Raw genomic sequence first — 18,884 nt, 5'->3', positions numbered from 1 at the left:
AGGGCCGGCAGGTCGGCGCCGCGCGGAACCGGCCGCTCGGGGGCGGGTTGAGGGGCGCGGCGGATCGGCCGTCAGGCAGGAGGGTTTCCGATGGCGCAGGGTGCTGGCACGGCAAGGACGGTCAAGGACGACCTTCGCACGGGAACGCCGTTCTGGCTGAAGACGCCCAACATCGCCGTCGCGCATTGCCGGCTGGACCGGCGGCAGGGCTGGGACGCGATCATCGTCGGCAGCGGCGTCAGTGGCGCGCTGCTGGCCGAGGCGCTGACCCGCCAGGGCCTCGGCGTGCTGATCGTCGATCGCCGCCCGCCTGCCCGCGGGTCGACCCCGGCCTCGACGGCGATGATCCAGCACGAGATCGACATCCCGCTGATCCACCACATCCGCGACATGGGCCGTCCCCGGGCCGAGGCGGTCTGGCGCCGTTCGGTGCGGGCGGTGGGGGATCTGCTGCGGCTGGTGGACGAGACCGGGATCGATTGCCGGATGCAGGCAAAGCGGGCGATCTACCTGTCGGGCAATGTATTGGGTGCCCGTGCGCTGAAGGCCGAGGCCGAGGCCCGCGACCGCGCCGGCATCGCCGCCGAATACCTGAACGCCGCCGCACTGCGCGACCGGTTCGGGATGCAGCGCAGCGCCGCGATCCTGTCCGAGGCCTCGGCCAGCGCCAATCCGGCGCAACTGACTGCGGGGCTGCTGGCGGTGGCGCAGGCGCGCGGCGCGGTGGTCGCCTCGCCGGTCGAGATCACCGATCTGGCGGAATTGCCGGGCGGGGTGGCGCTGGCCACGGACGAAGGCCGGGTGCTGGCCTGCCGGAACGCCATCTTCTGCACCGGCTACGAATTTCTGCCGCAGATGCAAAGCCCGCGGCACCGGATCACCTCGACCTGGGCACTGGCCTCGCGGACCGGCATTGCGCGGCCGGACTGGCTGGACGACATGCTGGTCTGGGAGGCCGCCGAGCCCTATCTGTATTTCCGCACCGATCTTGACGGCCGGATCATCGCGGGCGGCGAGGACGAGGACAACCCGGTCCGCAACGACGATCCCGCCCTGCTGGCGCGCAAGGGCCGCACCATCGTCGCGAAGTTGCAGGATCTGACCGGTATCCGCATCGGCAGGCCCGCCTATGTCTGGTCGGCGCCCTTCGGCAATACGACGGACGGCCTGCCGATCATCGACCTCGTGCCCGGCCATGACCGCGTCCACGCGGTGATGGGGTTCGGGGGCAACGGCATCACCTTTTCGATGATCGCCGCACAGGTTGTGGCCGCAGCGATCGCCGGCAAGCCCGACCCCGATGCGGGTCTTTTCGCCTTCGACCGCGACGGCTAGCATCCCGGCCGGCAGCCATTGGCCGGCAGGGCCGGATCGCGGAGCAGGACATGAGCAAGAGCCTTTCACGGGTCAGGGCAGCGCTTGCGGCCGCCGGCGAGGTGGTCGAGGTGCTGGAGATGGCCGAGGCCACGCGCACGGCCGCCGAGGCCGCCGCGGCCGCGGGCTGCGAGATCGACCAGATCGCCAAGTCGATCATCTTCCGCGGCGAGGCCAGCGGCCATGTGGTGCTGTTCCTGACCGCCGGCGGCAACCGCGTCGATCCGGCCCGCGCGGCCGAGGTCGCGGGCCAGCCGCTTGGCAAGGCCGATGCGGCGCTGGTCCGGGCCGAGACCGGCTTTGCCATCGGAGGGGTCGCGCCCGTCGGGCATCTTCGGCCGGTCACCGGCTTTTTCGATCCGCGGCTTTTGCGGTTCGACCGGGTCTGGGCCGCCGCGGGCACGCCGCGCCACATCTTTGCCATCGCGCCGCAACGGCTGTTGCAGATCACCGGCGCCCGGCTGGCCGAGTTCGCCGGCTGAGTTCCCGGCCCGTGCCGTTTCCGGCGCTCTCGGTGGCGTCAGGTCGTCGGGCGGGGTCGGCTCAGGCGAGGCGGGTCAGCCGCCGCGTCAACGCGCTGTCACGTTGCGCCAGCGCGTCGATCACGTCGAAATGGTGCCGGCCCGGATCGACCACGCAGTCGGTCGGCGCACCCAGCCCCGCCCAGATATCGGCCAGCAGCCGCGACTGGCGCAGGAATTCGGGCCGTTCGGCCCCTCCGACCCAGCAGGTGACCGGGATGCCGGTCCGGGGCCGCAGCAGGGCGGGGCTTTCCGACGCGGCCTCGCCTGCATCGATCCGCAGGGTCGCGTTCATCGCGGTCTGCATCAACGGGCGCAGGTCGCACAGCCCCGAGATCGGCACGCAGGCCGTGATCCGCCCGGCCAGGGCGTCGGGCAGGGTGCCGTCGTCGCAGATCATGCGCGCGGCCAGATGCCCGCCCGCCGAATGGCCGCTGATCGCCAGCGGCCCCTCGACCCGGGCGGCCGCGGTCGCTATGGCGTCGGCTATCCCGGCGGTGATGTCGCCGATCCGGGCCTGCGGGGCGAGGCGATAGCCGGGCATGGCGACCGCCCAGCCACGGGCCAGCGGCCCCGCCGCCAGATGCGACCATACAGAGGGATCGAAGCGCATCCAGTAGCCGCCGTGGATGAAGACGACCAGCCCGCGCGCCGGGCCTTGGGGGCGGAACAGATGCCCGGTGCCGAGGGCCTCGGGCGGATGCGCGGCGCGAAAGGTGGCCGCCGCCTCGGTCCAGCGGTCGGGCCATGCCTCGGCACCCGGAATATGCGCGGCATTGGCATAGGCGTCGTCCCAGTCGGTGACCTGATACAGCATCGCGCGCTCCTCTTTCGCGCAGAACATCGCGCTGCTAGCCTGCGGTCAAGACAGAGGGGCCGATCATGACCGATTTCGCCGCGACACGCCGCGCCTTCCACCTGCCCGAGGGCATCACCTATCTGGACGGAAACTCGCTGGGTCCGATGCCGCTTGCAGCGCGCGACCGTGCCGCCAGCATGATCCGCGACGAATGGGGCGAGATGCTGATCACCGGCTGGAACCGGGCCGGATGGTATGCCCAGCCCCGCCGGGTCGGCGACCGCATCGCCCGGCTGATCGGCGCGGGGCCGGGCGAGGTGGTCATGGGCGACACCCTGTCGATCAAGGTCTTCCAAGCCCTCAGCGCCGCCCGCGCGCTGCGCCCCGACCGCCGGGTGATCCTGTCCGACAGCGGCAATTTCCCCTCGGATCTTTATGTGGCGCAGGGGCTGGCGCGCGCGGTCGATGCCGAATTGCGCGTCGTCGCGCCCGAGGATGTCACCGCCGCCATCGACGGCGACCTGGCCGTGCTGATGCTGACCGAGGTCGATTACCGGACCGGGCGGCGCCACGACATGGCCGCCCTGACCGAACGGGCCCATGCGGCCGGCGCGCTGACGCTGTGGGACCTTGCCCATTCCGCCGGTGCGGTCGATCTGGACCTGACCGGCGCGGACGCCGATTTCGCGGTCGGCTGCACCTACAAGTATCTCAATGGCGGGCCGGGCGCGCCGGCCTTCATCTGGACCCATCCCCGGCATGCCGACGCCGTGCAGCCGATCCTGCAGGGCTGGATGGGCCACCGCGCGCCCTTCGCCTTCGATCAGGACTATGCCGCCGCGCCGGGTATCGAGAGAATGCGGGTCGGCACGCCCCCGGTGATCGCGCTCGCCGTGCTGGACGCCGCGATGGATGTCTGGGAGGGTGTGGCCCCCGCCGATCTTCGCGCCCGCTCGATCGATCTGACCGAGGCGTTCATCGCCGGGGTCGAGGCCGCCTGCCCGGACCTGGTCCTGAACTCGCCGCGCGATTCCGCGCGGCGCGGCTCGCAGGTCGGCTTTCGCCATCCGCAGGGCTATGCGGTGATGCAGGCCCTGATCGCCGAGGGAATCATCGGCGATTTCCGGGCGCCCGACGTGCTGCGCTTCGGCTTTGCGCCGCTTTACAACGATCTCGAGGATGTCGGCCGCGCGGTCGAGGTCCTGGCACGGCTGCTTCGCGATGGCAGCTGGGATCGGGCGAAATTTCATCAACTTGCCGATGTGACGTAGGGACAGGCATCTTCCCAAGCGGGCATTTCTGCATCATGAGTTGTCCATATTGGTGGTGTTGAGATGAGTATCCTGCGCGTGTCCCGCCTGTTGCTTGCCCTGATCGCCGCGCAGGCGACGGCCGCCGCTGCCGCCGATCTGCGCGTCGAGGTCGTGACCGCCGCCGAGCGGCCGGTACCGACCGAGGTGCAGTTGTCAGGCACGCTCGAGGCGGTCGACAGCGTCGTGCTGGGCTTCCGGCAGGGCGGGCGCGTGGTCACGGTGCTGGTCGAGGAAGGCGACGAGGTGCGCGCCGACCAGGCGCTGGCCCGGCTGGACCCGGTGCAGCAGAACGAGGCGCTGAAGGTGGCCGAGGCCAGCCTGTCTGCTGCCGAGGCTGCGCAGGCGCAGGCGCGCCAGGCCAGCGACCGGGCCGCGGCGATGCTCGAGCGGGGCGTGGGCACCCGCGCCGCGCGTGACGCGGCCGCCCAGCAGCTGTCGGAAACCGAGGGCGCGGTCGAACGCGCGCAGAGCGCCGTCGAACAGGCCCGCCGGGCGGTCGAGGACATGGTGCTGCGGGCGGGCGGGCCGGGCATCGTCACCGGCCGCCACATCACGCCGGGTCAGGTCATCGCCGCCGCGCAGCCGGCCCTGACCCTGGCCGATACGGACGGCCTCGAGGCGGTGTTCCGTGCCGCCGATCACCCGGATCTGGACAAGGCGATGGGCCGGACCCTGCGCCTCAGGACCATCGACATCGATCGACCCGAGATGACCGGCGAAGTGATCGAGATCGCGCCGCTGGTCGATCCGCAGACCGGCACGGTCAATCTGCGCGCCCGGGTCGATGCGGTCGAGGGCAGCACCGCCCTGCTGGGCGCGGCGGTGCGCGGCTATCTGGAGATGCCGGGCCCCCGCGGCGTCGCGCTGCCCTGGACGGTGCTGATGCGCGAGGGCGATCATCCCGCGGTCTGGATCGTGGGCGCCGATGACCGGGTCAGCCTGGCCGCGGTCAGCATCAGCCATTTCACCGACGGGCTGGTCTATCTGGACGAGGGTGTGGCGCCGGGCACGCGGGTGGTCGGCGCCGGGTCGCAGCTGCTGTATCCCGGCCGCCGGATCGAGCCTGCGACGGTCGCCCCCGAGGCGGCCCGATGATTCCGGCGCGCCTTTTGCCCGCTGCTGCCGCCCTTGCGATGCTGGTCTCGGCGCTGCCGGCCGCCTGCCTGACATTGCCCGACTGGCTGAGCCTGACCAGCCGCGCCGAGGAAACGCCCGCCCCGCGGCCCGTCGTCACCGAGATCCTCGCCGACCGCGACGCCCTGGCCCGCTGGGTCCCCGGCGTGGTCGCCTCGCGCAAGCAGGTCGCGATGGCGTTCCAGACCCTCGGCCGGATCGAGGCGCGCCACGTCGAACTGGGCGACCGGGTCGAGCAGGGCGACGTGCTGGCCGAACTTGCGACCGAAGACCTCGAGGCCAACACCCGCGCCGCCCGTGCCGCGCTGGGCGCCGCCGAGGTGCAGCTGAGCACCGCGCGCAGCACGCTGGACCGGACCACCGCGCTGGCGGCACGGAACGTCGCGTCGGACGCGCAACTCGAACAGGCACAACGCGCTGCGGCAGCGGCCGAGGCCGAGGCCGCACAGGCGGCGTCCGAACTGGCCCGCGCCGAGGATGCGCGGAACTTCGCCGTCATGTCGGCGCCCTTCGCCGGTGTCGTCAGTGCCATTTTCGAGGCGCCCGGAGCCGTCGTGGACGCCGGGGCGCCGGTGCTGCAACTGTCGGCCGAGAATCGGCGCGAGGCGGTCATCGACCTGCCCGAGGCCGCGCTGGCCAGCCTGCCGAAGGATGCGGCCTTCACCGTCTGGCAGCGCAGCCGGCCCGCATTGCAGGTCCCCGCCCTGCTGGACCGCATCGACCCGCTGGCAGATGCCGCCACGCGCACACGCCGCCTGTATCTGAGCCTGCCCGCCGACGCGCCCTTCCGGCTGGGTGCGCTGGTCCGTGCCCGGCTGGGCCTGCCCGACGCGCCGATGCCGTCCGTTCCCGCCGAGGCGATCTTCCGCCGCGACGGGCAGGCGCTGGTCTGGCGCGTGCTCCGCCGCGGCAGCGGCCCGTCGGCCACAGCGTCGGTCGAGGCAGTAGCCATCGACACCGGCACCGAGCTTCTGGGCCGGGTCGTGGTGACGGGCGGGCTCGATCGGGGCGACGAGATCGTGATCCGGGGCGTGAATTCGCTGGTCGAGGGCCAGGCGGTCGGCAGAAGGGTGGACCCGTGAGCCGCTTCAACCTGTCCGACTGGGCACTGAATCACCGCAGCTTCGTGTGGTTCCTGCTGGTCGTCTCGATGATCGCCGGAACGATCAGCTATCTGAACCTCGGCCGCGAGGAAGACCCGAACTTCACCATCAAGGTCATGGTGATCGGCGCCAGCCTGCCCGGCGCAAGCATCGACGAGACGCTGAAGCAGGTCACCACGCGCATCGAGACCAAGCTTGAGGAACTGGACGAGCTGTATTTCACCCGCTCCGTCACGACGCCCGGGCAGGCGGTCGTCTATGTCGAACTGCTGCCGACCACGCGCGGCCCCGCAGTCCCAGAGATCTGGAAGCGCGTGCGTCAGATGATGTCCGATATCCGCCCCGACTTTCCGCAGGAATTCGCGGGCTTCCAGTTCGACGACGATTTCGGCGATGTCTACGGCAACATCTATGCCTTCACCGCCGACGGCTTCTCGCCGCGCGAGCTGCGCGACCGCGTCGACGCCATCCGGCGGCAGGTCTCGGCGCTGGATGCGGCCGGCAAGGCCGAGTTGCTGGGCGAGCAGCGCGAACAGATCCATCTGGAATTCTCGGCCGCGCGGCTGGCAGCGCTCGGCCTTGACCAGCAGCGCGTCCTTGCGACACTGGCGATGCAGAACGCCATCGCGCCCTCGGGGGTGATCGAAGCCGGGCCCGAACGCGTGCTGGTCCGCATCGGCGGGCAGTTCGACGACGCCTCGGCCATCGCTGCGGTCAACCTGCGGGTGGGCGAACGTTTCTTCAATCTCAGCGACGTCGCCACGATCAGCCGCGGCTACGAGGACCCGCCGCAATCGCTGTTCCGCTATCGCGGCCAGCCGGCCATCGGGCTGCAGGTGGGCATGCGCGAGGGCGAGAACATCCTTGATTTCGGGGTGGAACTGGATGCGTTGATGGCGCGTGTCGAGGCCGATCTGCCCATCGGCATCGAGATGGCCAAGATCGCCGATCAGCCGCAGGTCGTCGAGGATGCGGTGGGCCATTTCGTCACCGCGCTGGCCGAGGCGGTGATCATCGTGCTGGTGGTCAGCTTCATCAGCCTCGGCTTTCGCGCCGGCTTCGTGGTGACGCTGACGATCCCCCTGGTGCTGGCCATCACCTTCGTCATCCTGGACCTATGGGGGATCACCCTGCAGCGCATCTCGCTGGGTGCGCTGATCATTGCGCTGGGGCTGCTGGTCGACGACGCGATGATTGCCATCGAGACGATGATCTCGCGGCTGGAACTGGGAGAGTCGCTGACCTCGGCGGCCAGCTATGCCTGGACCTCGATCGCCTTTCCGATGCTGACCGGCACGCTGGTGACGGTGGCGGGCTTCATCCCGATCGGGCTGAACAGTTCGGCCGCGGGCGAGTTCACCTTCTCGCTGTTCGTGGTGATCGCGGTGTCGCTGCTGATATCCTGGGTGGTGGCGGTGCTGTTCGCGCCGCTTCTGGGGGTGAGCCTTCTCAGCACCTCGATGGCGCGGCACGATGCGCAGCCGGGCTGGCTGCGGCGCCGGTTCCACCGGCTTTTGCGTGCGGCAATGCGGTTCCGCTGGACGACCATCGCGATCACGCTGGCGATCTTTGCCGTCTCGGTCTGGGGGATGCGCTTCGTCGAGCAGCAGTTCTTCCCGACCTCGGACCGGACCGAGGTGCTCGTCGACATCGCCGAGCGCCAGAACGCCTCGATCGCGCGCACCCGCGCGGACATGGACCGGCTTGAGGAGACGCTGGCAGACGATCCCGACGTGCTGTTCTGGTCGTCCTATGTCGGGCGGGGCGCACCGCGCTTCGTGCTGTCGATGGACGTGCCGACGCCGGGCCCGCAGATGGGCCAGATCGTCATCCAGACGCCCGATCTGGCCGCGCGTGACCGTCTGAAGGCGCGGCTGAATGCGCTTGCGGCGCGCGAGTTCGCCGGTGTCGACATTTATGTGAAGAACCTCGAGATCGGGCCGCCGGTCGGCAAGCCCGTGCAGTATCGGGTCACCGCGCCCGATGCCGACGCGGCCCGCGACGCCGCCCGCGGGCTGGCCACCGTGCTGGCCGGGGAGCCGCGGCTGCGCGACATCGCGCTGGACTGGAACGAGCCGGCGCGGGTGATGCGCCTTGAGGTCGACCAGGACCAGATGCGGCAGCTGGGCGTCACCAGCCAGGGCATCGCCGAGTCGCTGTCGGCGCTGTTCACCGGGCGCGTGGTGACACAGCTGCGCGACGACATCTACCTGATCGACGTGCTGGCGCGTGGGGAAGCCGAGGACCGCCAGTCGCTGGAATCGATCCGCAACCTGCAATTGCCGACCGCGACCGGGCCGACGATCCCGCTCTCGGTGCTGGTCGGGCTGGACTACACGACCGAGCAGCCGATGATCATGCAGCGCGACGGCCTGCCGACGGTAACGGTCAAGGCGGCGATCGCCAGTGCCGACCAGCCCGCCACGCTGGTTGCGGCCCTGGCTGCGGACGTGGCCGATTATGCGGCAGGCCTGCCGCCATCGGTGGCCATCGAGGTCGGCGGCAGCGTCGAAAGCTCGCAGGACAGCCAGGCGCCGATCGCGGCGGTCGTTCCTGTGATGCTGCTGGTCATGGCCGTGCTGGTGATGGCACAGATGCAGGGCTTCCGCCTGTCGCTGATCGTCTTTGCGGCTGCACCGCTAGGGTTGATCGGCGTCGTTGCGGTGCTGGTGCCGTTCGGCGTTCCGATGGGCTTCGTGGCGATCCTCGGGATTCTTGCACTGGTCGGCATCCTGATCCGGAACTCGGTGATCCTCGTCCACGAGATCCAGGTGCTGCTGGCCAAGGGAATGGCGGCCTGGGACGCGGTGTTCGAGGCGTCCGACAGCCGGGCACGGCCGATCCTGCTGACCGCGGCGGCGGCGTCGCTGGCGCTGATCCCGATCTCGCGCCAGGTGTTCTGGGGGCCGATGGCTTTCGCGATGATGGGCGGCATCATCGCGGGAACGCTGGTGACGCTGGTCTTCGTGCCCGCCCTTTACTGCGCGGTGTTCCGCGTGAGGCCGCCGGAAGACCACCTCGCGGCATAGCGTGACGCCCTGCGGCGGGGGCTGGTCACCGCCATTCGTCTGCTGCGCCGCCTGACGCCTGGGCCGCCGCCCCTTCCAATCGCCGGCCGCGGCGCCATCGCGGGACGCAATCCTGCGCGCGGCCCTGCAGGGTGATCCCACGGAAACGGCGCCGGGCCTTGCGTCCCGGCGCCGTTGCGCCTTTCGGGTCGCGCCGCCGGTGCGGCGGCGCTTCGTTCCGGCGCGTGCGGCACTCTGTCGGGTGGACAGGATCAGTTCTTCAGGACGATGCAGCGGCCGCCCACGCGTTTCAGCTTGAGGCAGAAGGCGGTCGCCTCGGACTTGCTGTCATAGCCGACCTGCGCGGTATAGACGGCGCGCGGCATCCCGGTCAGCTTCTTGCGGACATATCCGACGCGCTTGCCGCCAAGGACCGGCCGCAGGGTGCGGTTCAGCCGCGCCACCTGCTGGGCCGCAACCGACTGGCTGGGGTGGCTGGCGACGATGACGCCCCAGGGGTAGACGCGCTGCTGGGCGATGAACTCGCGCAGGCTGCGATTGCCTGCCATCTCCTCGCAGGCCGGACGGAATTCAGTGTCCGGCTTCAGAGAGATCCTGAGATCGTCGAGGCCAGGCGGGTTGTCGCGCCAGCGATAGGCGTTGAATCCGGTGATCGCCTCGACATAATCCAGTGTCTCGTAGGGCAGCCCGCCTTGCCCGGCAAGAAAGCGCGCGGCGCGGTTCTCGCCGCCGTTATAGGCGATCGCGGCCATGCCGATATTGCCGAACATGTCGCGCAGATGGGCGAGATACCAGGCCGATTTGTGGATCGCGAGCGCCGGGTTGAACGGGTCGTCCAGATCGTAGAGGTCGGCCGTGCCGGGCATGAATTGCGCGATCCCCTGCGCGCCAGCCGGGCTGATCGCACCCGGCTCGAAGCGGCTTTCCTTCCACAGCAGCCTCGCCACGAAATTCGGGTCAAGCCCGCGCTCGCCGGCATTGCGCTCGATCAGCTTGCAGACATCGGCGACATAGGACCCAAGCCCGATGCAGTCACGCCCGTCATCGGTACAGCGCAGGGCCTCGCTTCGAGCGGGCGGCGGGCGACCCAGATGCGCATCGACGGCGGGGCGCGACATCGCGGGCTGCGCCAGCATTGTCGCGATCAGCGCGGCCATCGCAAGAAGGCGTTGCACATCTGCTCCTTTCGTCACGCTCGATCGGGTGCGGGAAACGGGCCCCGCCGGTCAGGCCTTCTTCGCCTTGGCCTTCGCCTTGCCCTTGGCCTTGCCGGATTTCGCCTTCGTGTCCTTGTCCTTCGCGGGCTTGTCCTTGCCGGCCTTGGCCTTCTTCTTGCCGCCGGCCTCGCCCGCCTTCGCCCCGCTCTTGCGCAGGGCGCGTTCGGCATCCTTCAGCGCCTTGCGGGCCGCCTTGCGCGCGGCCTTCTCGCTGGCGCGCAGGTCCTCCTTGACGGCTTTCCGCGCGGCCTTCCGCGCCTCCTTGTCGGCGGGTGCAGTGTTCGGCGCCTCCTCGGTCCCCGAGAGATGCGGGACAGGCTGGACCGGCGCGGGGGCGACCGCCTCGGGTGCGGCGGAGGTCGACACTGGCGCGGGCTTTCCGGGCGCCTTCTTCACGCGCCGAAGGCCGGTGCGCAGATCGGGCTTGCGCGCCTCGGCGGATTTCCGGTCCGGCGGCGTGCGCCGGCTGGCGGCCGCGACGCGCTTGGCCGGCTTCGTGGAGGTGGTCTTGGCAGCCGCGGTCTTTGCAGGGGCCGGGCTGCCCGGCTTGAACGGCTTTTCCCCGGTCAACGCCGCAGAGGCCGGCAGCTTGCGCTTGCGGCGTTCGGCATGGGCGCGTCGCAGCGCGGCGGCCAGCAGTGCCTGGGGCGACAAGCCGTCCTCGGCCAAGGCGGTCGCGGCCGCCGCATGCGCGGCGTCCAGTTCGGCGATCAGACGCGACAGCCCGGCATCGTCCTGCGCGGCCAGAGCGGGATTGCGGCTTGCGCGGGCCAGCGTCAATTGGGCTTCGGACAGAAGGTCCTGTTCGCGCTTGAGATAGTTCGGCATCCTGCCCTCTTGCTGGTGGCTTGCACCCGATCGCCGCGCAGATTGCGTGAGAAACGGCCGATTTGCAATTGCAAAGCCCCCGATCGACGATCGGGGGCCTGCGGGTGGTCAGGGCTGACGGCAAGCCGGCGGGCAGGCGCCTTCAACGCGAGGGAACGGCGCTTTCGACCGGCGAGACGAAGCCCGGCTCGGCGGCCACAAGCGTGGCGGCCGCAGCCTGGGGCGCCAGCGCGCCCGCCTCGGAGGCCGGCACGACATAGCCTTCCGGGGTCTCGATCATCGGACCTTCCAGCCGCACGCTCTCGGCCTGGCTGCGGACCTTCACGCGGGTGCCAAGCTCGGTCTTGTCGAACAGGTCCATGACGTCCTGGTTGAACAGCCGGATGCAGCCGGCCGACGTGGCCTTGCCGATCGACGAGGGGTCCATCGTGCCATGGATGCGGTAATAGGTGTCGCGGCCATTGCGGTAGAGATACAGGGCGCGCGACCCCAGCGGGTTGTCGACTCCGCCCGACAGCCCGCCGGCGAACTGGCCGTAGAGATCGGGTTCGGTGCGGATCATGTTCTGGGTCGGCGTCCAGCTGGGCCATTGCTTCTTCAGGCTGATGACCGCGTCGCCGCTGAAGCCCTTGCCGGCGCGGCCGACCGCCACGCCAAAGCGCATCGCCTCGCCGTTTTCCATCACGTCGTAAAGCACGCGGGCATAGGGATCGACGACGATGGTGCCCGGGGCCTCGGGGCCGTTATAGGCGACCCGCTGGCGCTGGTTGCGTTCGGTCAGATAGGCGGCGCGGATGGCAGGAATGTTGATCGGGGCTCCGTTCGGGCCGGTATCCGTGCGGGCCTGATAGACGGCGGGAACCGAGGGCGAGGCGAGGTTGACGGTCTGCGGGGCCGGCCCGCAGGCGGCCAGTCCAAGGCCAAGCACAGCAAACAGGGAGACGAGGCGCATCTTGCGTGTTCCTTCGTGGCGGGATGCATCGGCAAGGAGGCATCCGGGGCAGCATTCAAGGTCATAACTCACGCGAGACCGAGGCGCCGCGCATGATTCGAGCAGAGTTTCATCAGCCTGCCACATCCGGCGCTCGTCAACCCCAAGGGTCGGTCCCGACGCATGCAGTCGCGGGGTTGTGGCCCATGTGCGGCACCGCGATCAAGATTTCGCGGTGAGGGAACAACTTGCCGTGTTTTCCGGTTTCGTGGACATCGGATCGCAGCAGAGGAATTGAACCCATGGAACTTGTCGTCGCACTCATCATCGGGGCGATTGCCGGCTGGCTGGCGGGTCTGGTCGTGAAGGGGCACGGGCAGGGCCTTGTGGTCAACATCGTCGTCGGCATCCTCGGCGCGGTGATCGCGTCCTTCCTGTTTCCGGCCATCGGCCTCGGCATCGGCACCGAGGGATCGCTGATCGGCTCGATCGTCTACGCCACCCTCGGCGCGGTCGTGCTGCTGGTCATCCTGCGGCTTGTCAGCCGGGCGTGACCTGCGGGGTCCGGCCGCAAAGGCGGTGCCGCGCGGGCGGGCCGCGATTGCGGTGACCCGCGCCACGCCCTAACATGCCCGCGATGCCAGCAAGGCCCCGGATGTGAAAGCCCCCGCCCCGCACCGCCGCACGGCCTTCGCGCCGTTTCGCCATCGCGATTTCCGCATGTTGTGGAGCGCGACGCTGGTCTCGAATTTCGGGGGACTGGTGCAGGCTGTCGGCGCGGCATGGCTGATGACGCAACTGACCGACAGCGCGACGCTGATCGCGCTGGTGCAGGCCTCGAATACCCTGCCGATCATGCTGCTGGCGATCGCATCGGGGGCGTTGGCCGACATCTTCGATCGCAAGACGCTGTTGCTGGCGGCACTGGCCTTCATGGCGACCGCCTCGGCGGGCCTGGCGCTGGCCGCGTGGCAGGGATGGCTCAGCCCGTGGCTGCTGCTGGCGCTGACCTTCCTGATCGGGGCCGGGCAGGCGCTTTACAACCCGCCCTGGCAGGCCAGTATGGGGGACCTGGTGCCGCGCGAGGACCTGCCCGCGGCGGTCACGATGAATTCGGTCGGCTTCAACCTGATGCGCAGCGTCGGCCCGGCGGCGGGGGGCCTGATCGTCGCGGCCTTCGGGGCCGCCGCGGCCTTCATGGTGAACGCGGTCAGCTATCTGCCGCTGCTGGCGACGCTGCTGCGCTGGCGGCCGCAGATGGCCCCCCGCACCACCTCGCCCGAGGCTTTCCTGCCGGCCATGGGGGCGGGGCTGCGCTATGTCGCCCTGTCGCCCAACCTGATGCGGGTCATCCTGCGCGGGGCGCTGTTCGGCTTTGCGGCGATCTCGGTGCTGTCGCTGCTGCCGCTGGTGGCGAAAAGCCATCCCGAGGGCGGGTCGATGCTGTTCGGGGGGCTGCTGGGCTGCTTCGGCCTTGGTGCGATCATCGGCGCGATCCTGAACCCCCGCATCCGCGCGCGGCATGACAACGAGAATGTGGTGCGGCTGGCCTTCGGAGGCTTCGCCGCCGCGGTCGTGGTGCTGGGGCTGGCCGACAGCGTCTGGGTGCAGGGGCTGGCCATGCTGCCCGCCGGCGCGTCCTGGGTGATGGCGCTGTCACTGTTCAACGTGACGGTGCAACTGTCCACCCCGCGATGGGTCGTGGCCCGGGCGCTGGCGATGTATCAGACCGCGACTTTCGGCGGCATGGCGGCGGGTTCCTGGGCCTGGGGGGCGATGGCGGGCGCGCATGGGCTGCCGGTGGCGCTGGTCTCGGCCGGCGCGGTGCTGGCGCTGGGCGCGGTGGTGGGGGTGTGGTTCAAGGCGCCCGAATTCGGGACTCTGGACCTGGATCCGGTGAACCGGTTTCGCGAACCGGCGCTGCGTCTGGACCTGCGCGGCCGGTCGGGGCCGATCATGGTGATGGTCGATTACCGTATCGCCCAGCAGGACGTGCCGGAATTCCTGCGGCTGATGAAGCTGCGCCGCAACATCCGGCGCCGCGACGGGGCGCGGAACTGGGCCCTGCTGCGCGATCTGGAACATCCCGAATCCTGGTCCGAAAGCTATCACATCGCGACCTGGGACGAATATGTGCGGCACAATCTGCGCCGCACCAAATCCGATGCCGAGGTGACGGTCGAACTGCGCGCCCTGCATCGCGGGGAAGGCGATCCCGTCGTCCACCGCATGATCGAGCGTCACACTATCGGTTCGCAGGACGATGTGCCGCTGGTCGGCAAGATCGAGGTCCCGTAAGCCGGCGGCGGCTCAGCCGCTTGCGGCCTCCCCCTGCTCGGGGCCGATCCAGCCCTCGGGGATGCGCGGCATGGCGGCGACAAGGCGGCGCGTGGCCTCGGCCTGCGGCGCGTCGATGACCTGTGCGGCAGGCCCGTCCTCGACGATCCGGCCCCTCTCCATCACCAGCACCCGGTCGGCGATGCCCCGGACCACAGAGAGGTCGTGGCTGATGAACAGGTAGGCAAGCCCGTGATCGCGGCGCAGCCGCACCAGCAGGTCCAGCACCTGCGCCCGCACGCGCACATCCAGCGCGCTGACCGCCTCGTCCAGCACGATCAGCGCGGGGCGGATGATCAGCGCGCGCGCGATGGCAAGGCGCTGGCGCTGCCCGCCCGAGAATTCGTGGATGTATTTGCCGGCATCCTCGGGCGACAGCCCGACCTCGGACAGCGCCGCGTCCAGCCTTGCGCGCCAGTCGGGCGGCCGTCCGGTCAGGTGGAAGGGCTCGCACAGCAGCCGCGCGACCCGCCAGCGCGGATCGAAGCTGCCGAACGGGTCCTGGAACACCACCTGCATCTGCGCCCGCAAGGCATGCGGCATCCGGTTGCCGGCGCTGACCTGCATGCCGTTCAGACGGATGCTGCCCGCCTGCAACGGATCAAGGCCCAGGATCGCGCGCGTCAGCGTCGATTTTCCGCAGCCCGATTCCCCGACCAGCCCGACGCTTTCGCCATGCGCGATGGTCAGGCTGACGCCGTCCACCGCGCGCAGGCTGCGGCCGCCGGGCAGGCGAAAGACCCGGGCGGCATCCTCGATCCGCAACAGCGGCGGGCGGCTGTCGAGGCCGGGGCCTGGGCCGGCGGCGATGCGTGCCGGAACGTGCCGCGAGGCGGCGAAAAGCTGGCGTGTGTAGGGATGGCCGCGGCGGCGGAACAGCGCCTCGGTTGGGCCGGCCTCGACGATCTCGCCGGATCGCATCACCGCGACATCATCCGCCAACCCGGCCACCACCGCGAGATCATGGGTGATGAGCAGAAGCCCCATTTCCTCGTCGCGCACCAGACCGCGCAGCAGCGTCAGGATCTGCGCCTGCGTGGTGACGTCAAGCGCGGTCGTGGGCTCATCGGCGATCAGCAGTTCGGGGCGTTCCGCGATGGCCAGCGCGATGGCCACGCGCTGGCGCTGGCCGCCCGACAGCTCGTGCGGATACAGCGTCAGCGGAAAGCGTGGCTCGGCCAGCCCGACGCGGTCCAGCCGTTCGCGCGCCCGCGCCAGCGCGGCCTGACGGTCCATGCGATGGTGGATGCGCAGCACCTCGGCCACCTGATCGCCGATCCGCATCAGCGGGTTCAGCGCGGTCATCGGTTCCTGGAAGATCATGCCGATCCGCCGGCCCCGGACGGCGCACATCGCGCGTTCTGGCAGGGCCAGCAGGTTCAGGCCGTCCAGCAGAACCTGGCCAGACACCCGCGCGTGGGGCGGCAAGAGGCCCATGATTGCCAGCGCCGTCATGGATTTTCCCGATCCGCTTTCGCCCACCAGCCCGGTGATCCGGCCCTGCGCAAGCCGCAGGTCCACATGGTCCAGCAGCCGCGAGGCGCCGATGGTGACGGCCAGATCGCGGGTCTCGATCATCGCAGGGTCTTCAGTCGCGGGTCCAGCGCGTCGCGCAGCCCGTCACCCAGGAGGTTCAGCCCCAGGACCGTCAGCACGATGCAGAGGCCGGGAATGATCGCGACATGCGGCGCCAGCGTCACCAGCGTCTGCGCCTCGGCCAGCATCCGCCCCCAGCTGGGCGTGGGCGGCTGCGCGCCAAGCCCGACATAGGACAGGCCCGCCTCGGCCAGAATGCCGAGGCTGAACTGGATGGTGCCCTGCACGATCAGCAGGTTGGCGATGTTGGGCAGGATGTGCTGCAGGCTGATCAGGGCGCGCCCCTTGCCGGCCACCTCGGCTGCGCGGACATAATCCAGCGTCCAGATCGGCAGCGCGCCGCCCCGCGTCACGCGCGCAAAGACCGGGATGTTGAAGATGCCGATGGCGATGATCGCGTTGATCGCCGAGGGCCCGAACACTGCGGTGATGAGGATCGCGATGACCAGCGAGGGAAAGGCAAAGACCAGATCGTTGCCCCGCATCACCAGCTCGTCGATCCAGCCGCCGCGATGCGCCGCCGCGATCAGCCCCAGAGGCACGCCCGCGCCCATTCCGATGCCGACCGCGACCAATGCCACCGCGATCGAGACACGGGCGCCCAGCATCGCCATCGACAGGATGTCGCGGCCGAACTGATCCGTGCCGAAGGGATGCACGGCCGAGGGCGGCTGCAGCCGCTGCGCAATCGCCATCTGGGTGATGTCGTGCGGCGTCCAGACCAGCGACAGCGCCGCCGCCAGCAGCGCCAGCCCGGCCAGCCCCGCGCCGAGGATCATGCCGGCTCTCATCGGCGCCTCAGCCGCGGATCGACCGCCGCATAGGCCAGATCGACAAGGAAGGTCACCGCGATCACCGCGGCGACCAGCACCAGCACCGCCGACTGCACGACGATCAGGTCGCGCTGGCTGATCGCCTGAAAGATCAGCCGCCCCAGGCCGGGCAGGTAGAAGACGTTCTCGATGATGATTGCCCCGGCCAGAAGAAAGCTGAACTGCATGCCCATAATGGTCAGCACCGGCACCATCGCGTTGCGCAGCGCGTGGCGGCGCAGGGTCTGGGCCGCGCTGAGGCCCTTGGCACGGGCGGTGCGGATATAGTCCTGCCCCTGCGTCTCGATCAACGCCGAGCGCAGCACCCGGGCGAGGATCGCGGCCTGCGGCAGCGCCAGCGCCACCGCAGGCAGCAGCAGCGCGGTCAGCGCCGCAACGGGCTGGCCCCAGCCGGGAAATCCGCCCGCCGGCAGCAGCCGAAGCCGCACCGAGAAGAGCAGCACCAGAAGCATCGCGAACCAGAAATTCGGCAGTGCGATGCCCAGCTGCGTGCCGCCCATGACCGCGGCATCGCCGATCCGCCCCCGCCGCGCCGCCGCGAAGAGGCCGACCGGGAATGCGATCACGGCCGCCAGCAGCAGCGCCATCACCGCCAGCGGCAGCGAGACCGTCATCCGCTCGGCGATCATGCCGGCGATCGGGGTCTTGTAGGTGAAGCTCTGGCCGAAATCTCCCTGCAGGATCGCGGCCAGCCAGCGCGCATAGCGCAGCGGCAGCGGCTGATCCAGACCCATCTGGCTGCGCAGCGCGGCCAGCGTCTCGGGCTGGGCGCCGGTGCCCAGCATGAAGCTGGCCGGATCACCCGGAACCAGTTCGACCACCGAAAAGATCAAGGCCGAGGCGACCAGCAGGCTCAGCCCCAACGAGATCATCCGGCGCAGAAGGTATCCCAGCATGCAGGGACGCTAGCCCCGCCCGGCCTGCGGGTAAAGCGGCTTGCGGCCGCCGCGCCAGCCTCCATCATGGCACCAGCAGCGAAGGGGATGCGGATGAGACTTCAGGACAGGATCGCGATCGTTACCGGAGGGGGCAGCGGCTTTGGTGCCGGCATCGTGCGCAAGTTCGCGGCCGAGGGCGCGCAGGTCGTCGTCGCCGACATCAACGGCGAGGCCGCCCGCATCGTTGCGGACGAGACCGGCGGCCATGCGGTCCGGGCCGATGTCGCCGACGCCGAGGGCGTCCGGGCGATGGTGGCCGAAACGCTTGGGCGCTTCGGGCGCATCGACATCATGGTGAACAACGCGGGCGTCACCCATCTGCCCGCCCCGATGGAAGAGATCGACGAGGCCGATTTCGACCGCGTGCTGGCGGTGAACTGCAAGTCCGTCTATCTCATCGCCCGCGAGATCGTGCCGCTGATGAAGCAGGCGGGACGCGGCAGCATCGTCAACATCGCCTCGACAGCGGGGGTGTCTCCGCGGCCCCGGCTGAACTGGTACAACGCCTCGAAGGGCTGGCTGATCACCGCGACCCGGGCGATGGCGGTGGAACTGGCGCCCTTCGGCATCCGTGTCAACGCGCTGAACCCGGTGGCGGGCGAAACGCCGCTGCTGAAAAGCTTCATGGGCGAGGATACGCCCGAAATGCGGGCAAAGTTTCTGGCCACCATTCCGATCGGCCGGTTCTCGACCCCCGAGGACCTGGGAAATGCCGCCTGTTTTCTGGCGTCCGACGAAGCCTCGATGATTACTGGCGTCGCATTGGAGGTCGATGGGGGGCGGTGCATCTAGGAAACTGATTCTCTCGACAATGCAGGCTGCCCCGCCATACCGTCGCACATGCCGGTCATTCCAGGGATTTTCTCTGGATTATAATTGTTTGCGCTTGATCCGGCGGTGTCAGGAATGGTCCTTCTCAGTTGCGTCTTGC

General features: G+C 69.7%; 16 protein-coding genes. 9 read left to right on the top strand and 7 right to left on the bottom strand.

What is annotated here, in order from left to right:
• The first annotated feature begins 90 nt into the window (after nucleotides 1–90).
• Nucleotides 91–1,335, top strand: coding sequence for an NAD(P)/FAD-dependent oxidoreductase (locus Q5Y72_RS15810; protein ID WP_305964394.1), 1,245 nt, complete (start codon nucleotides 91–93; stop codon nucleotides 1,333–1,335).
• 50 nt (nucleotides 1,336–1,385) lie between these two features.
• Nucleotides 1,386–1,856 (top strand): YbaK/EbsC family protein, encoded by a 471-nt coding sequence (locus Q5Y72_RS15805; RefSeq protein ID WP_305964393.1) that lies wholly within the window; start codon nucleotides 1,386–1,388, stop codon nucleotides 1,854–1,856.
• Between the two features lie 61 nt (nucleotides 1,857–1,917).
• Here Q5Y72_RS15805 and Q5Y72_RS15800 read toward each other — a convergent pair whose 3' ends face one another.
• Nucleotides 1,918–2,739: a hormone-sensitive lipase gene (locus Q5Y72_RS15800; protein ID WP_305964392.1), complete on the bottom strand. Its 822-nt coding sequence runs from the start codon at nucleotides 2,737–2,739 to the stop codon at nucleotides 1,918–1,920.
• Between the two features lie 38 nt (nucleotides 2,740–2,777).
• Between Q5Y72_RS15800 and kynU the strand changes: the two genes are divergently transcribed.
• The 4 genes from kynU (at nucleotide 2,778) to Q5Y72_RS15780 (ending at nucleotide 9,273) form a co-directional block, all read left to right on the top strand.
• Entirely contained in the window at nucleotides 2,778–3,965 is a 1,188-nt protein-coding gene (kynU, locus tag Q5Y72_RS15795) for a kynureninase (protein WP_305964391.1), read from the top strand.
• 63 nt (nucleotides 3,966–4,028) lie between these two features.
• The gene (locus Q5Y72_RS15790) at nucleotides 4,029–5,102 is read left to right on the top strand and encodes an efflux RND transporter periplasmic adaptor subunit (RefSeq protein WP_305964390.1); all 1,074 of its coding nucleotides are present in this window, start codon (nucleotides 4,029–4,031) and stop codon (nucleotides 5,100–5,102) included.
• Nucleotides 5,099–6,223, top strand: a complete 1,125-nt coding sequence (locus Q5Y72_RS15785; RefSeq protein ID WP_305964389.1) for an efflux RND transporter periplasmic adaptor subunit — start codon at nucleotides 5,099–5,101, stop codon at nucleotides 6,221–6,223. The genes Q5Y72_RS15790 and Q5Y72_RS15785 overlap by 4 nt, the downstream gene beginning before the upstream one ends.
• Nucleotides 6,220–9,273: an efflux RND transporter permease subunit gene (locus tag Q5Y72_RS15780; protein ID WP_305964388.1), complete on the top strand. Its 3,054-nt coding sequence runs from the start codon at nucleotides 6,220–6,222 to the stop codon at nucleotides 9,271–9,273. Before Q5Y72_RS15785 ends, Q5Y72_RS15780 begins: the two co-directional genes overlap by 4 nt.
• A 251-nt stretch (nucleotides 9,274–9,524) precedes the next feature.
• Here the strand turns inward: Q5Y72_RS15780 and Q5Y72_RS15775 are convergent, their stop codons facing one another.
• The 3 genes from Q5Y72_RS15775 to Q5Y72_RS15765 form a co-directional block, all read right to left on the bottom strand.
• Nucleotides 9,525–10,448: a lytic transglycosylase domain-containing protein gene (locus Q5Y72_RS15775; protein WP_305964387.1), complete on the bottom strand. Its 924-nt coding sequence runs from the start codon at nucleotides 10,446–10,448 to the stop codon at nucleotides 9,525–9,527.
• A gap of 51 nt (nucleotides 10,449–10,499) precedes the next feature.
• Entirely contained in the window at nucleotides 10,500–11,318 is an 819-nt protein-coding gene (locus Q5Y72_RS15770) for a hypothetical protein (protein ID WP_305964386.1), read from the bottom strand.
• Nucleotides 11,319–11,460: 142 nt separating this feature from the next.
• Nucleotides 11,461–12,270 (bottom strand): L,D-transpeptidase, encoded by an 810-nt coding sequence (locus Q5Y72_RS15765; RefSeq protein WP_305964385.1) that lies wholly within the window; start codon nucleotides 12,268–12,270, stop codon nucleotides 11,461–11,463.
• A gap of 281 nt (nucleotides 12,271–12,551) precedes the next feature.
• On the opposite strand from Q5Y72_RS15765, the gene Q5Y72_RS15760 reads away from it, so the two are divergent.
• Together Q5Y72_RS15760 and Q5Y72_RS15755 are read left to right on the top strand one after the other, a co-directional pair.
• Nucleotides 12,552–12,803 (top strand): GlsB/YeaQ/YmgE family stress response membrane protein, encoded by a 252-nt coding sequence (locus tag Q5Y72_RS15760; RefSeq protein WP_305964384.1) that lies wholly within the window; start codon nucleotides 12,552–12,554, stop codon nucleotides 12,801–12,803.
• A 103-nt stretch (nucleotides 12,804–12,906) separates the two neighbouring features.
• Nucleotides 12,907–14,547, top strand: a complete 1,641-nt coding sequence (locus Q5Y72_RS15755) for an MFS transporter (protein WP_305964383.1) — start codon at nucleotides 12,907–12,909, stop codon at nucleotides 14,545–14,547.
• Nucleotides 14,548–14,559: 12 nt separating this feature from the next.
• On the opposite strand, the gene Q5Y72_RS15750 is transcribed toward Q5Y72_RS15755, so the two are convergent.
• The 3 genes from Q5Y72_RS15750 to Q5Y72_RS15740 are packed head-to-tail and all read right to left on the bottom strand — an operon-like array spanning nucleotide 14,560 to nucleotide 17,911.
• Nucleotides 14,560–16,164, bottom strand: a complete 1,605-nt coding sequence (locus tag Q5Y72_RS15750) for a dipeptide ABC transporter ATP-binding protein (RefSeq protein ID WP_305964382.1) — start codon at nucleotides 16,162–16,164, stop codon at nucleotides 14,560–14,562.
• Complete coding sequence (locus Q5Y72_RS15745) at nucleotides 16,161–16,973, bottom strand: ABC transporter permease (protein WP_305964381.1); 813 nt, start codon at nucleotides 16,971–16,973, stop codon at nucleotides 16,161–16,163. Before Q5Y72_RS15745 ends, Q5Y72_RS15750 begins: the two co-directional genes overlap by 4 nt.
• Nucleotides 16,970–17,911, bottom strand: coding sequence for an ABC transporter permease (locus Q5Y72_RS15740; protein WP_305964380.1), 942 nt, complete (start codon nucleotides 17,909–17,911; stop codon nucleotides 16,970–16,972). The genes Q5Y72_RS15745 and Q5Y72_RS15740 overlap by 4 nt, the downstream gene beginning before the upstream one ends.
• A gap of 93 nt (nucleotides 17,912–18,004) precedes the next feature.
• On the opposite strand from Q5Y72_RS15740, the gene Q5Y72_RS15735 reads away from it, so the two are divergent.
• Nucleotides 18,005–18,745 (top strand): glucose 1-dehydrogenase, encoded by a 741-nt coding sequence (locus tag Q5Y72_RS15735; RefSeq protein WP_305964379.1) that lies wholly within the window; start codon nucleotides 18,005–18,007, stop codon nucleotides 18,743–18,745.
• Nucleotides 18,746–18,884: the final 139 nt, after the last annotated feature.

It is taken from the genome of Paracoccus spongiarum (assembly GCF_030732095.1).
GTDB lineage: Bacteria > Pseudomonadota > Alphaproteobacteria > Rhodobacterales > Rhodobacteraceae > Paracoccus > Paracoccus spongiarum.
The sequence above is the reverse complement of the archived record's forward strand: the minus strand, read 5'-3'. Positions and strand labels throughout refer to the sequence as shown.

Excerpts from the sequence above, each read along its gene's own strand:
- Q5Y72_RS15810 (WP_305964394.1), top strand. The coding sequence starts at position 91 with ATGGCGCAGGGTGCTGGCACGGCAAGGACGGTCAAGGACGACCTTCGC.
- Q5Y72_RS15805 (WP_305964393.1), top strand. The coding sequence starts at position 1,386 with ATGAGCAAGAGCCTTTCACGGGTCAGGGCAGCGCTTGCGGCCGCCGGC.
- Q5Y72_RS15800 (WP_305964392.1), bottom strand. The coding sequence starts at position 2,739 with ATGTTCTGCGCGAAAGAGGAGCGCGCGATGCTGTATCAGGTCACCGAC.
- kynU (WP_305964391.1), top strand. The coding sequence starts at position 2,778 with ATGACCGATTTCGCCGCGACACGCCGCGCCTTCCACCTGCCCGAGGGC.
- Q5Y72_RS15790 (WP_305964390.1), top strand. The coding sequence starts at position 4,029 with ATGAGTATCCTGCGCGTGTCCCGCCTGTTGCTTGCCCTGATCGCCGCG.
- Q5Y72_RS15785 (WP_305964389.1), top strand. The coding sequence starts at position 5,099 with ATGATTCCGGCGCGCCTTTTGCCCGCTGCTGCCGCCCTTGCGATGCTG.
- Q5Y72_RS15770 (WP_305964386.1), bottom strand. The coding sequence starts at position 11,318 with ATGCCGAACTATCTCAAGCGCGAACAGGACCTTCTGTCCGAAGCCCAA.
- Q5Y72_RS15765 (WP_305964385.1), bottom strand. The coding sequence starts at position 12,270 with ATGCGCCTCGTCTCCCTGTTTGCTGTGCTTGGCCTTGGACTGGCCGCC.
- Q5Y72_RS15760 (WP_305964384.1), top strand. The coding sequence starts at position 12,552 with ATGGAACTTGTCGTCGCACTCATCATCGGGGCGATTGCCGGCTGGCTG.
- Q5Y72_RS15750 (WP_305964382.1), bottom strand. The coding sequence starts at position 16,164 with ATGATCGAGACCCGCGATCTGGCCGTCACCATCGGCGCCTCGCGGCTG.
- Q5Y72_RS15745 (WP_305964381.1), bottom strand. The coding sequence starts at position 16,973 with ATGAGAGCCGGCATGATCCTCGGCGCGGGGCTGGCCGGGCTGGCGCTG.
- Q5Y72_RS15740 (WP_305964380.1), bottom strand. The coding sequence starts at position 17,911 with ATGCTGGGATACCTTCTGCGCCGGATGATCTCGTTGGGGCTGAGCCTG.
- Q5Y72_RS15735 (WP_305964379.1), top strand. The coding sequence starts at position 18,005 with ATGAGACTTCAGGACAGGATCGCGATCGTTACCGGAGGGGGCAGCGGC.